This is a genomic window from bacterium, assembly GCA_016786595.1.
Classification (GTDB): Bacteria; Bdellovibrionota_C; UBA2361; order SZUA-149; family JAEUWB01; genus JAEUWB01.
Map to the genome: position 1 here is coordinate 186,457 of JAEUWB010000003.1, position 13,305 is coordinate 199,761.

At 43.4% G+C, this 13,305-nt stretch carries 14 protein-coding genes and 1 tRNA gene; 10 read left to right on the plus strand and 5 right to left on the minus strand.

Annotated features, from left to right (window positions below; translation table 11 throughout):
• Positions 1 to 219: 219 nt before the first annotated feature.
• Positions 220 to 2,172 carry a glycosyltransferase family 39 protein gene (locus tag JNK13_01350; GenBank protein ID MBL7661374.1) on the plus strand — a complete coding sequence of 651 codons (1,953 nt, stop codon included), beginning with the start codon at positions 220 to 222 and terminating at the stop codon, positions 2,170 to 2,172.
• A 59-nt stretch (positions 2,173 to 2,231) separates the two neighbouring features.
• Here JNK13_01350 and JNK13_01355 read toward each other — a convergent pair whose 3' ends face one another.
• From JNK13_01355 to JNK13_01365, 3 genes are all read right to left on the minus strand, one after another.
• A complete protein-coding gene (locus tag JNK13_01355) occupies positions 2,232 to 2,720 on the minus strand; it encodes a hypothetical protein (GenBank protein MBL7661375.1) in 489 nt (162 codons plus the stop codon).
• 99 nt (positions 2,721 to 2,819) lie between these two features.
• On the minus strand, positions 2,820 to 4,118 hold the full coding sequence (locus JNK13_01360; protein ID MBL7661376.1) for a glycosyltransferase: 1,299 nt from the start codon (positions 4,116 to 4,118) through the stop codon (positions 2,820 to 2,822).
• Complete coding sequence (locus JNK13_01365) at positions 4,106 to 5,122, minus strand: NAD-dependent epimerase/dehydratase family protein (protein MBL7661377.1); 1,017 nt, start codon at positions 5,120 to 5,122, stop codon at positions 4,106 to 4,108. Before JNK13_01365 ends, JNK13_01360 begins: the two co-directional genes overlap by 13 nt.
• A gap of 65 nt (positions 5,123 to 5,187) precedes the next feature.
• Here JNK13_01365 and JNK13_01370 point away from each other — a divergent pair, with 65 nt between their 5' ends.
• The 7 genes from JNK13_01370 to JNK13_01400 all read left to right on the plus strand — a co-directional run bounded on the left by JNK13_01370 (position 5,188) and on the right by JNK13_01400 (position 11,179).
• A complete protein-coding gene (locus tag JNK13_01370; protein MBL7661378.1) occupies positions 5,188 to 5,934 on the plus strand; it encodes a class I SAM-dependent methyltransferase in 747 nt (248 codons plus the stop codon).
• Between the two features lie 14 nt (positions 5,935 to 5,948).
• Positions 5,949 to 7,418 carry a Coenzyme F420 hydrogenase/dehydrogenase, beta subunit C-terminal domain gene (locus tag JNK13_01375; protein MBL7661379.1) on the plus strand — a complete coding sequence of 490 codons (1,470 nt, stop codon included), beginning with the start codon at positions 5,949 to 5,951 and terminating at the stop codon, positions 7,416 to 7,418.
• A 2-nt stretch (positions 7,419 to 7,420) separates the two neighbouring features.
• Positions 7,421 to 9,067: a tetratricopeptide repeat protein gene (locus JNK13_01380; protein MBL7661380.1), complete on the plus strand. Its 1,647-nt coding sequence runs from the start codon at positions 7,421 to 7,423 to the stop codon at positions 9,065 to 9,067.
• A 70-nt stretch (positions 9,068 to 9,137) separates the two neighbouring features.
• Entirely contained in the window at positions 9,138 to 9,584 is a 447-nt protein-coding gene (locus tag JNK13_01385; protein ID MBL7661381.1) for a PH domain-containing protein, read from the plus strand.
• 18 nt (positions 9,585 to 9,602) lie between these two features.
• Positions 9,603 to 10,229 (plus strand): MotA/TolQ/ExbB proton channel family protein, encoded by a 627-nt coding sequence (locus JNK13_01390; GenBank protein ID MBL7661382.1) that lies wholly within the window; start codon positions 9,603 to 9,605, stop codon positions 10,227 to 10,229.
• Positions 10,230 to 10,240: 11 nt separating this feature from the next.
• On the plus strand, positions 10,241 to 10,639 hold the full coding sequence (locus JNK13_01395) for a biopolymer transporter ExbD (GenBank protein MBL7661383.1): 399 nt from the start codon (positions 10,241 to 10,243) through the stop codon (positions 10,637 to 10,639).
• 81 nt (positions 10,640 to 10,720) lie between these two features.
• Entirely contained in the window at positions 10,721 to 11,179 is a 459-nt protein-coding gene (locus JNK13_01400) for a DUF2000 domain-containing protein (GenBank protein MBL7661384.1), read from the plus strand.
• Positions 11,180 to 11,429: 250 nt separating this feature from the next.
• Here the strand turns inward: JNK13_01400 and JNK13_01405 are convergent.
• Positions 11,430 to 11,505 (minus strand) — tRNA-Asn (locus JNK13_01405).
• A 111-nt stretch (positions 11,506 to 11,616) separates the two neighbouring features.
• Between JNK13_01405 and JNK13_01410 the strand changes: the two genes are divergently transcribed.
• Positions 11,617 to 12,441 (plus strand): SseB family protein, encoded by an 825-nt coding sequence (locus JNK13_01410; GenBank protein ID MBL7661385.1) that lies wholly within the window; start codon positions 11,617 to 11,619, stop codon positions 12,439 to 12,441.
• Positions 12,416 to 12,982, plus strand: a complete 567-nt coding sequence (locus tag JNK13_01415; GenBank protein MBL7661386.1) for a hypothetical protein — start codon at positions 12,416 to 12,418, stop codon at positions 12,980 to 12,982. The genes JNK13_01410 and JNK13_01415 overlap by 26 nt, the downstream gene beginning before the upstream one ends.
• On the opposite strand, the gene yacG is transcribed toward JNK13_01415, so the two are convergent.
• Positions 12,955 to 13,161 carry a DNA gyrase inhibitor YacG gene (yacG, locus tag JNK13_01420; protein ID MBL7661387.1) on the minus strand — a complete coding sequence of 69 codons (207 nt, stop codon included), beginning with the start codon at positions 13,159 to 13,161 and terminating at the stop codon, positions 12,955 to 12,957. The genes JNK13_01415 and yacG overlap by 28 nt on opposite strands.
• Positions 13,162 to 13,305 lie beyond the last annotated feature (144 nt).

Here is a 13,305-nt window from a genome sequence, read left to right on the forward strand (position 1 = left end):
ATTCCTCCTATTTTAATTTCTCTATGGTTATTTTCGGCCGTTTCAATCCACTTGTTGCGTCCCTATAGTTTTATTTCCATATTTACACTAGGTTACAACTCAGGATGACACCAGCGGGGCTAACTTGTTGCGTCCCTATAGTTTTATTTCCATATTTACACTAGGTTACAACTCAGGATGACACCAGCGGGGCTAAAATGGGGGCGGATTGCAGAACTGATGGTTCTGGTACCACTGATTTGCTGGTTCTGCTTCTATAACCTCGGAGCAGAATCATTCAAAACTACCGACGAAACCATCCACACTCGCGTCACTCAAGAAATGCTCCACTCCGGCAACCTACTCCAGCCAAGCTTCAACCACACCCCGTACCATAATAAACCACCATTCAAGATGTGGCTCTCCTTGATCCCCATGTGGTTAGGCCATGAAAGTAAATTCAGCTATAGATTTATCGACGCCGCTAGCGGCGCAGGAACTTTTTTCGCGATTTATTTAATCGCCCTACGCTGGTTCGGATCAGGCTTACTCGGGATATTTTCAGTCTGCGCACTGATCGGATCAAGAATCTTCGCCTTTTCTCACGGCTACCGCGTCGCCGTTCAAGACTCAATTGTAGTTTTTTTCACTACATTGGCAATTTACTTAGGCTTTTCAGCGATTGAAAACTTGTCTACAAATCAAACACGCTCCAAGCAATTTGCGGCTTACTCTGGCATACTCGTCGGTTTATCTGTGCTCTCAAAAAGCGCATTCGGATATTACGCCTGGCTCGTCATTGCCTTATTTGTCTTGGCATACGGTTTATCGACAAAGCGCTATAAGGAAATTTTTCAATTATCACTATGGGCAATAATTCCTTCAATTGTAATTCCAGCAATTTACCTGGTCCCTAGACTGCTTTTTATACCCGGCGTTTGGGAGACAATGGTCGGACAAGAATTAACCGAACGCTTCGAAGAAGGTTATCACAATGCAAACGATCGCTATTTTTACCTTAGGTTGATTTTTGTGCTTCGTGAAATTGTTCCACCCGTCTTACTTGGGGCAGGAATCCTCTTTGCCTTATCTGAGGTCTTGATCCGTAAAAATTACCGCTGGGCCGCAATCTTAATATGGGCCGCCTTTCCCATAGTATTTTTAAGCTTTTTACCATCACGCTTAGAACACTATATCGCGCCAAGTTTTCCCGCGCTGGCACTACTTGCTGGCCTAACAGTTAATCAAGCATTTAATTTACTTAAGCAAGGCATAACCCCCTGGATTAATGGAAACCCACGAGGCTCATTTAGCGCAGTAATTTGCGGAACAATCATACTTATCTACTGTGGAAAACTGTATAGCGAACATCTTCCAAAGTCAGCCGCGCGAATACTAAACCCACGTGGGCCAATTGCGCTCGATAGCGCAATGTACGACCTACATAACTTTTATAAAAAACAACCCTCTACAGCCCCGGGGATTTTGATTGTAGACGCTCCAGAATTTAATCGTTTCGAATCAGTCTACCCCGGGTTAGTAGAAAAGCATTTTGTGCTTGATCCGAATCGACAAAAGTTTGAAAAATTACTAAGCACACCAACAGCTGGCGATTACCCCTATTTCATCTTAACATCGCAAGCATTGACGCAGAGTATAATTGAAAAATTACCATTTACAGCTTATCGCGCGATCCCAACATTCTGGGACCGAGACGAGCGCATTTACGCCTTTGCCTTTGTAGAGCCCAAAAAATTGCCGCATTGGTTTGCCCGCAAACACGCAATTGATATTGGCAGCCCACAACTTGAAACGATCCTCGGTCTGAGTGACCCATTTCCTTTCGGTAAACTGACTGTGCGTTGGGCGACTGGACCACAAAGCCAATTTCTAGTTGATGGGGATTTATTGTTACGAGAGCGACCATCCGTCCTCAGTATTAATTTGGGACTAAGTCCAACTAAAAGGACAATCCGGGAACGGAAAGTAAGAATTGGGCTAAATGATACTCCGCTTGGCGAAGTAAGCTTAAAAGGCAGTGGTTTGGTCACGCGTAGTGTTAACATCCCTCCGCAGGTTTGGCACTTTGGGCCAAATGTAGTGACGCTTTCCAGTGAACTTATCGGCGGAGAAGATATCGAAGTTAAAGAGCGTGTGCTTTTACTTAACTGGCTTGCCGTAGAAATTAAATAAGTGTTGGATTAATTTAGAGTAAAAACGCTCTAAGTTTTGCTACGTAAAAAATAACTGATTTAGTAATTTGCAGTTCGGTTTAGAACTTTCGCAAAGCGTGGGCGTTCTGCCCTGAATAGTTCAGGATCAACTGTATGAAAAATTTTCTCTAATACGCTAATGCATTCAAGCGGTTTAAGTGGTGCAATGCTATGTTTGCTTTCCGTGAAAATAACAGCATTAACGAAATCATGCTTCTCTTCAAATTTAAGCGGAGTTGCGATCAGTTCGTTAGCGTCAAGTAGGTCGCCAGCGCCATTATGACTTAAGCAATTACGCAATTGCTCGCAGGTATCAATCAAAGTTTTAGTGATTCTTCGTGCATCGGAAATTTGATTGAGTATTGTTGCTGGAGTTAAATGAAAGCGATTTGTAAGTTTGCGATCAAGTGCCACTAGAAACTCAGAACTGATTTGTGCAGTTGTGACTAAGCGCGCATAAAGCTCTTCTAATTCGCCGCGCGAAAGATTTCCTTGAACAATTTTAAAACCGCGATCCACTTCAGCCATATTTGTAATCTAATACTGTTATGGCGACGATTAGCAGGAATGTGTCATGATTTAGTAAATATTGTCAGAATCTATAAGCTCTTGATATTATTATACTTACTACACGGATGCGGCTTGATTCGTATGCGCTCCGTTTTGAATTTTTGTGGCACGTGTTTCTAAACTTAGCTCTGGGTCTCCTAATAATTCTGCATAGAGCCCGATTAGTTTACGATCAAACGCAAGTCTAGTGTAGTTCAGCAAGGCAATTTCCTGAGCGCGTGTGACCTTATCTTTATTTGTATTAAGCTGCTCTGGTAAGCTGCCTAGGGCATTAAAAATTGCGACCGCAAAATTTTCTGGATTGGTTTCGACTAAATAACAAGCTGATTCATCCAGAACTTGTGTGTGCGAGTAGATTCGAGTCGCAATCAATGGTTTGCCACTTGCCATATAGGCATACACTTTTAATGGAGTATTTGACCCCTCGATTCGTGGCGAGACTACTGCGGTAGATAGATCCAGAAATGCTTGTATTTGATGTTGTGGGCGAGCCCCAGTGAAGCATAGCGAAGAGTTTGGAATGTCCAGTCCTGCTGCGATGTCTTGATAGCGTGTGCAATCACTGCTTGAGCCGCCAACAATAACTAGTAAGCAGCTATTAGCCGAAGTCGGGTAATTTTTTATAAATGCTGACCAAGCGCTGAGCAATAAATCAATACCCTGATATGAAGCTAGATTACCTGTGTAAAGAAGAATTCTTTTCCCTTGGAACTCAAATTCAGAGCTGATTTGTTCTAACGTTTTTCGATCGGAAACTTCAGAGTCAGGTGCAAAATCCTCAATTTGAGCGATGTGGGATGTTGTGAGCGTTCGTGCATGATCAGTTAGAGCCTTACAGACCGTGATCACAGCAGCAGCAGACTGCAGTGCGAATTTTTCAAGCGTAGCAATGACCTTTAAGAGTATTCTAGAGTTTGTAAATCTACTGGCTAGAAGTTGCTCAGTCATATTTGAATCAAGATCAAAAACATAAGGGGCGCGAAAAATCTTTCCTAGAACTGCAGCAATTATTCCACCTTCTTCTATGCCATGGATTAGGTCATAGCGTGTAAAACAACAACGCCTCAGGCAAGCAAGCGCCAAGCGCAAATCGAGTGCAATTTTTCCCCAGGAAGGACCAATTTTTACGCTTTTAATCCCTGGCCAGCCACCTGCTCGTAAAATTTTTGTGTTGGGTAGGAATAATTCTTGTCCAAGTGGATAACAAGCCAAGTCGATTTGAATTCCCGCTGATCCAAGCGTTTCACACATGGCGCGCACATTCATTGGAGTGCCGCGTTCTTCATAAAACGGTTGCGGCGCAATCATTAAAATTTTATGCTGAGGTCTTGGATTTTCGTTTACTATGTTAGCCACTGCTGGTTCTTATACCAATTGAAAATAATCTGCACCTCTTCCTCGAAACTGTGGGTTGACTTAAAGCCCAGCTCGGTTCGTGCCTTGCTTGTATTAAAAGCCCTGTTTTTAACGAAAAAATCCACCCTACGGCGATGTATCGGTGGCTCAATCCCGAAGGGGCGGCAGAGTAGTTCTACGCATGACCCTACAAGCTGGATGGGAAATGCGGGAATGCGGTAAGGCAAAAGCGGCACCCCCGAAACTCTCGAGATTGCCTGATAAACTTGGTCGAGAGGTAAGGGATCATTGCCGGCAATTAAATAAATCTGTCCTTTAGCTTGGGGCGTTAGCGCAGCAAGCAAATAACTAGTTACAAGATCCTGAACGTAGATCCAGTGTGTCCAGGATTTACCAGTGCCAATGATCGGCAGCTTACGCTGATAAATGCCGCGAAATAATTTGAGTATGCGCCGATCGCCTTGCCCCCAAATCATTGCAGGTCTAAGCACCGTAATGTCCTGGCCTCCTGCAATACGTTCTTTCGCTAATTTCTCAGCTTCGGTTTTGCTAATCTGATAAACGTCTGTCGGATGGTAGGGATATGATTCATCAGCGGGGGGATTTTCAATATGACTGTGCACGCCAGTTGTGCTGGTATGAATCACGCGTTTAATGGAGTGCTCTTTAGCAGCGTCGAAAACATGGCGCGTGCCTTCTAGATTGACGTCGAAATAGACTTGATCGGGAAATTTTGCCTCGCGGTAAAGTGCACCGACATGGAAAATATATTCTTGGTTTTGAGCCGCCTGAAAAACACTTTCACGGTTAGTCAGGTCACCGGTAATAACTTTTGCACCTAGTTGAATGAATTTTTTAAGCTGCTCGTTATTGCTGGTTGAGCGTGCCAAGAGAGTCACAATATTCTGCTGTTCAAGTAATCTCACTGTTAAATGACTGCCAACAAATCCCGTGCTGCCGGTGACAAGTACTTTCTTCCCAGTGAATGATTGAGCTAATTCCACGTTCCTTTTGACCAAATATACGAAGAATTCATATAGTTCTTTTTTAAAACCTGCAACTGCTGCTTATGCTTCTTGAACACGACACGAAAACTCCAGATCTTGAAACTTCTTCACAGCAATATCGTGCGCGTTTTTCAGGGGCAGTTGGCGAGTGGATGTTGGAAAAACAAAAGTCCGCTGTGCGCGACGCCATTGCGCAGTTGTCATGTCGCCCACAGACTGTGCTTGAAGTTGGCGGCTGCCATGGACAATTACTAGGGCTCTATCACGAACTCAATTTAAAGCCCACAATTCAAGGTAGCCATATAGCAGCACTTACTAATCTTCAAGCTTACGCACAGAGCTTGTCAGTGAAACCTGAATTTGCGACTGAAGTTTCAAATCTTTGGGAATTGCCATTTGAAGATCAATCGTTTGATCTAGTCATTGCCGTGAGACTATTGGCGCATGTCACTGCCTGGGAGGATTTGCTTAAAGAACTTTCTCGAGTTGCCAGACAAGCTGTAATTATTGATTACCCTTCGCTCTCTGCGCTGAACCGACTCACTCCAATTTTATTTAATTATAAACGCAAGATCGAAGGTAATACGCGGCCATATTTTAGCTATACGGGACATGAATTAAGATCTTCTCTGCGCCTGCAAGGCATGACAGTCAGTTCCGTACACAAACAATTTGCTTTCCCAATGGGCTTACATCGCTTGTTGAAGCAGCCAAGGATCTCTAGTTTTATGGAAAATGTTTGTGCTTGTCTTGGTATCACGAAAATCATAGGTTCTCCAGTAGTTTTATCGTGTCGACGTAAGGCTTAATCAGTTAAATATTTGTGAACGAAATTCCGCTGAAAAACACTGGGCCGCTTGTTAAAGGAGCACTAAGTCCTGATGGACAAGAGCCGCCGCGCGCGCTGCGCGCGTTAGCGCGTATTATCGATAACGATTTATGTCATCGTTGTGGAAGCTGCATTGGTATTTGCCCGACAAAGGTGCTGGGGCTGGATCGCCAGGATTTTCCGATTGTTAAGAATCTAGCTGCGTGCACTGATTGTGATCTGTGCGTGAAAGTTTGTCCTGGTGATGAATTTAATGTTCCAGAAATTTCAAAGCAGCTTTTTCCGCAAGCCCCTGATCTTCGTGATATGCACGGGCATATTGAACAAGCATATTTGGCTTATGCGAGCGAAGAGCAGATTAGAAAAAATTCAACAAGTGGCGGTTTGATTAGCGGATTACTGGTTTCCTTGCTCGAGCAAGGAGTGATTACAGGTGCAGCTGTAGTAGCCTCTGACGATCAAGTGCTTTGGAAGGGTAAGCCAAAAATTGCCCGGAGTAAGACCGAAATTCTTGCGGCGATGAAATCTAAGTATGCCATTTCTCCGACCAATATTACGTTTGAAGAAATCCGTGAAGTGGAAGGTCGTTATGCCGTAGTTGGGCTACCTTGTCAGATTCATGGTTATCATAAGGCAGCCGCGTTGGACCGGCGCATTAAAGATCGGGTCGTGCTTTCAATTGGGCTCTTTTGTCATGCTGCAGTTGAGCATGATGCAATGTATACAATTTGGGATTCGCTTGAGCTTGAGACGCCTCAACAAAAGCAAGCGAATCCTGCGCAAAAATTTATTTCACGAATCGGCAAGCATCCCGGGACGCCGTACATTTTCTTTAAGGACGGCTCAACACAACCGGTTTATTTTCCTAAGGTTAAAAATGGCTATCGTCCAAGCTCAATGGAAGTTTTGAATATTTTGTATCGGCTATATACGCCACCACGCTGTTTGACCTGCTACGACTCAACTTCAGAATTTGCCGATCTTGCAGTGGGCGATCCCTGGATGACGCCTCCTGAGGGAGTTGATTTTTATGATGGCTGGAGTTTTGCGCTGGCACGCACTAAGCGCGGCATTGCTTTAGTCGAGCAAGCTGAAAAAGCTAACGCACTTGTATTGAAGCGTATTTCAAGTGAGCTTGCTCGAACCTCAAACTTAATGATGGGGCATGAAAAGCGCGGCCGCGCATTTAGAATTATCGAGACGCGTAGGCGCCAAGGTGAATTAATCCCGGATTATCAATTTGAAATCCCCAGAGCATCTGGCAAGGAGTTTATTTTAACCGAGCTTAATATGTTCTCGCATTTTTTCTGCTTTGTTCCTTGGGGCAAGCAAAGGCTGTTACGTTTAACGCTATCGCAGTTTGGCTACTGGATGCTTTGGTTAAATTCAAAGCGACGTGGACTACGCTTTTTCCGTAGAGACCTACTGACTAAGCTCAAGCGTAAATTTGGAGCAACAGGTTGAGGGTGACTCTAGAGCATTTAATCAATCGCCGCGGATTTGTATTAAGTTTACTAGCCTGCCTTTGTTTTTTTGTTTTTTTTAATAGCATTCATAATGATTTTGCCCTTGATGATCATTATCATATTCATCAAAACGAAATCGTCAAGGAATTGAGTCGGGCAGGGGAGCTTTTTCTATCACCAACTTGGCCTGGAAATTTATACCGGCCGCTCAGTGAACTGACTTTCACGCTGAATTATTATTGGGGGGCTGAAAATCCAAGCGGCTACCATATATTTAATATTTGCTTACATATTTTAGTTTGCTGGTTAGTTTTTTGGATGATCAAAAGAATATCTGGTGTTGAAATTGCGTTCTGGACAGCACTTATTTTTGCAGTTCATCCTCTGCATGTAGAGGCTGTAACGGGCATCGTAGATCGCACCGAGCTCTTAGCGGCCTTATTTCTTTTAGCTGGGATTTATTTTGTTGAGCGGCGCTATGTCCGGGACAGAAAAATATACACAGCACTTAGTTTTTTATTTTTCCTTTGTGCCTTGATGTCTAAGGAAAGTGCGCTGAGTGCCTGCGCCTTGGCTCCTTTATTCTTTATTGCACAACAACCTAATAAATCGGGCTTGAAATCTGCAGCTACGTCTACAATTTTAGTTTTTCTGGCGGGTATCACGTATTTGTTTTTTAGATTTCATGCTCTTGGAGCAGTGCTGCGATCTGAAGATCGGCCTTTCTATGTAGTGAATCCTTTAGTGGCGCTCGAACTTCCTGAGCGAATTTTTAACGGTATTGTATTACTCGGGCACTACATACGGTTGTCAATTATCCCTTGGCCTCTTACAACAGATTATTCGTACTCAAAGTTAAAGCTTGTTACCCCTGTAAATATCTATGAGCATGCACTTGAATTTGGCAACCTGCTGCTGATTTTAAGTCTGATCAGCATAATTTTATGGAGCATCTTCAGGCGCGATCAGCTGAAGTTATATTTTTTTGGACTCTGGTTTGTTTTTAGTTTTATTATCACTTCAAATATATTTTTCGTTACTGGAACAATCTTTGCCGAGCGCCTGGCCTATTTGGGCAGTATAGGCATTTGTGGCTTGATTGCCTTGACTTTAAGAAATTTTTTATCCCGCAGGCTTGCTGTTAGCGCAGGAGTATCAATCTGTATAATTTTTTCCTTGCTCTCAGTTAAGCAAAATACTTTTTGGCTATCGAATGAAGTCTTGCAAGCACATGCTCTAGAAGTATCGCCCGAAAGTGCTAAAGCTAACCAAAATTACGCAATTGCTTGCTTTAATCAGGGTAAGCTGAGTGAGGCAGAGTTTTTTCTCAAACGCGCTTTAAAAATATACCCCCAGTATGCAGATGCCGCGTATCGCTTGTCTCTGCTTTATAATGAGATGCGAAAAAATTTTTTAGTTGAACATTGGCTTAAAGTCGCGCTCGAGATCGAACCTCGCCATGCTTTGGCCTTGCGAAATCTATGCTTGCTTTACTATCAAACTCAACGCAGTGCACTGGCAGATCAGCTCGCAAAATCGGCCTTGGAGCGTTGGCCTGAAGATCCTCAAATTAAAGCTGTTGTTTCTGAGCTGAAAGAACTTCGAGCACATTTTATTACTTTTAACGCACAAAGTAACAAAGACTAGCATTTAAAGCCTGATTTGCTCGAAGCTGAGACGCTAGGCCAAATTAAAATTTTTTGATAAAAACATACTTATGGATCAAATACAGAATTCTCTAGAAAAAGTGATTTGGACGGGTAGAAGTTCGCAGTGGAAGAATTGCGACCTCTATCTGATTTGTACCCTTACCTGCTTTTTGGTTGTACCAGTTTTTTACGCCGCGTATCGCTGGTTACAATTGCGTTGTCGGACTTATGAACTGACTAATGAAAGACTAAATATCACTCAAGGAATTTTATCGCGTAGACGCGACCAGTTAGAGCTTTACCGCGTGCGCGACTTAGTTGTAACCGAGCCTTTTTTCCAACGGATGATGGGCCTTGGTAACGTAGGCTTACTGACCATGGATAATACCCACCCGGTAGTTGTAATTGAAGCAGTGGCAAAGCCTGTGGATTTACATTCGCAATTAAGGAGTCTGGTTGAGAATTGTCGCATGCGTCGCGGGGTTCGTGCAGTAGATTTTGACTATCCACACTAATCGTTTATATAGATTTTCATGAACTCTGAATCTACAACGTTATATTTAATGCTCAGTCATGGTGGGTGGATTATGATTCCACTCGGACTATGCTCTTTAATTGCTCTCGCCGTGATTGTTGAACGCATCCTTTGGGGGCCCAGGCAAAAAACTATCTTGCCCTTAGATTTGGCTAGCGAAATCGAAAGTCTCATCGCACAGGAGAAATTTGATATTGCCGAAGCAATCTTAAGAAAAACCCCTTCTGCTTACTCACGGCTTGTCTTGCCTTTACTTAGTTCAAGAAATCTATCAAGAGCTGAATTGTCGAACTTAGTTGAAACTTTGGGTAAACAAGAAGGTCGAGTAATGAGTAAACACCTCGGGGTGCTTTCAACAATTTCTGCAGTCGCCCCACTTTTAGGGCTGCTTGGAACGGTGGTGGGAATGATTTCGATGTTTGCTAGCTTAGGTAATCAAGCAGGCGTCGACCCGCAGCTCGTCTCGCGAGGCATTTCTGAAGCATTAATTGCAACCGCTAGTGGACTAACCATTGCGATCCCGAGTTTATTATTTTTTAGATACTTTTCTTCGAGGACGAAGCACTGCATTCATGCCTTAGAGGAAGCTGTCTTTCGAATTTTTCACCAAGTTGCACAGCGCTAAAAAGCGTTTTTATGGATTTTTTTGATACCGAACAAGATGGTGAATTGTCCTTTGAAGTCAATGTGATTTCACTGATTGATATTTTGTTTCTACTGATTATCTTTTTTGCAATTACTACTACTTTTGATTCTACCAAGGGAATTAAAGTTAACCTACCGCAGGCAAAAAGCGCTCAAATAGCAGAAAGTAAAGCTCCCATCAGCGTAACGCTAGCACCTAGTGGCGAGTCTTCTATCGATGGAAAATTAATAGCTCCTGAAGAACTTTTGCCAACCCTGACTGCTTTTGCTCCGAAAGATCTAATTATTATCCGTGCCGACCAAGCTGTTAATCATGGGCGCGTTGTGGGCTTGATGGAAACCGCTAAGCAAGCTGGTTTCGAGAAAATCGCCTTTGCTACCAAAGAATAGTGTAACTGGCGTTGACAAACCTCTGCTCAGTGCTTACCCACCAAACTGAGCCATGCGTAATAGCGGAAGTAATCTTTCAATATGTCACACCCAATCTTAAATCAGCTTAATGATCTGCCCCCTGAGCAAACAAAGCGCTTTGTTGTTGTGCTAAATCAAAAAATCGAATTGGGCAGATTAATGAATGCCCTAGGGCATATGACTGCAGGCTTAATAAATCAAATTCCACGACCTACGGACCTTTGCTTTCTAGAGTATCAAGATCTGGATGGCGGACTACATCCCAGCATTTCGCACTTTCCATTCATCGTGCTCAAAGCAGAAAATTCAAACCAAATTAGAAAATTACGTAACGAATTGATTGATCGTAAACTACCATACACAGATTTTACGCAGACCATGATTGTTGGCGGTTCAGCTAACCAACTTTCTGCTACCGTTGAAAAAAATGAAGCTGAACTTGAATACTTCGGACTTGCTACCTTCGGAGATACCGAGGCGCTAAAGGAATTAACAAAACGCTTTAGTTTGTTTCGCTAAGGCCGGGAATTTTCACTACATTAGAAATTGGCTCCCCGGGAGTAGCATCATTTCTAAGAAATGATTGCCGGATTCACAGAGCTCGATTTTCGCCGTAATAGACAATAGGGCGTCCCGTGTCGGGAATTTTCACTACATTAGAAATTGGCTCCCCGGGAGTAGCAATCATTTCTAAGAAATGATTGCCGGATTCACAGAGCTCGATCTTCGAATCCGTCCCGTGGTTGCAATTTATTGCTATGTATAAAATTGGCTCCCCGGGACGGATTCGAACCGCCGACACGGTGGTTAACAGCCACCTGCTCTACCGACTGAGCTACCGGGGAACAGTCAGGAGGGCCGAAAATCCCGTAATCGACCGCCTGTGTCAAGTAGCTGTAATATTGCTCTTTTATTTGCAAGAAGGCTTTATCACCTGTATTGCATAAATATTATTTATGAACCTACTTGAAGAAGCGCTAATTAAAGCCGCAAATAGCGACAATAAAAGCGATATAGCCACATTTTACCGCACCCTGCTTCAATCACAGGTGTTTCTCCCTCCAAGCACGTCTTTTGAAACTGAAAATGAACAAAATCATGATTTCCTGGTTATTCAGTCAAAAACACGGTTTTGTATTCCAATCTTTACCACTCAAGAATCTGTAGCCGACTGGTCGGGAAACGATCTGGCCGTCATCACTAAAGACTTTAAAGCCCTCCTCTGGCTGATCCCAGATCAATGCTCCCTGCATTTAAATCCTGGGCAAGATATCGGCAAAGAATTTTCCTTCTGGGAAATCGAGCAACTTCGCAAAGGCGAGCAAGCAATCGATGAAATTATCGAAGAATTAGACTTAGAATTTTTGCCCGATGTTAATATTCGCACTGCTCCAGAATTGCCTGCCACAGTCATGCAGAGAATCCTGGGAATGCTCGATGCCTTTGAACAAATCGAAGAAGCTTATCTCACGTCAGTTGTGCCGGAAAATCAAAACGTTTCTGAATCAGGTAGCGAACGGTTGCTACTCGGACTGAAATCTTCTCGACCACTGCCCGAACATTTTAACGCTGAAGTTGCGTTAATTGCTAAAGACCAAAATATTTCGATCGACTTAGCGCAAGATATAACCTTACCACTTTATCGAGGTTTATTCGATCAGGTTTTGCCATTTTATATTCGACAGCGCAAACTGCCGAGAAGTAAAAGCAATTTACTGCTGCGCCTTAAAAGCTTTATTCTACGTTTGGTTGCAAATGGATCTCGAAAAGTTACTGATTAAAAGCACTAGCGAGCACGCCATTTCAAGCGAAGAAGCGCAAGGCTTAATCCAATATGGCCAAGGAATCATCAAGAAAATAGTAAAAGGTCAGACCAATCTGATCGATGAACTCTTTGACGTAATCACGATCGTGCGTAAAGCTAACCTCCGCGAACAAATGGGCATGCTGGAAGCAGTGCTTGATATTCAAGAGCCGATGACATCTGCACTTGTGATCGAAATCATTGCTTCTGATTGGGACCAATTGTCAGCAATTATGGAGCGCGTAATTTCTTATGCGCTTGGCGTAAATTGGGACGTGGAAGGCGATTTGCAAGAAGTTGCTGTTAATGTTTTAGTTAATTATCTCGCCAGGCATGTTCAGGAACGATCTCAATTGGTGATGCAAATTGTTAAGCTCTTATCGAGCTTAATTGATGGCCCAGTTAATCATGCATGGGTTTCAAGCGTTGCTAAGTCTGGACTTGCGCAAGTCTTCCCAGGGCCGGGCGCATTAAATAAACGCATTGAAAGCTATCTTTCATTATCTTCTTCTAATTGATCAAGTAGCTCTTGGTTGTCACTTTGGTCCGTAGGTGCTTCGCTGGGAATGCGATAGCGCTCACTTGCCCAATCACCGAGGTCAACAGTTTTACAGCGTTCCGAACAAAACGGCCAGCAGGCAGAATTTGCCTGAGTGATCGATTTGCAGTTGGGGCAGGTGATAGTTGTGCGCTTCATGTGAAAAAGGGGAGCATGTGCTCCCCTTTAGGAATCTACACTAGGTAGATGGTTAGCTTAGTTACAAGCGACCACACCAGTTGTAGAATCGTAGTTCCAGTTCTTAGTTGATGTACAGTTACCTTTGCTATGAGTAGAACGGCC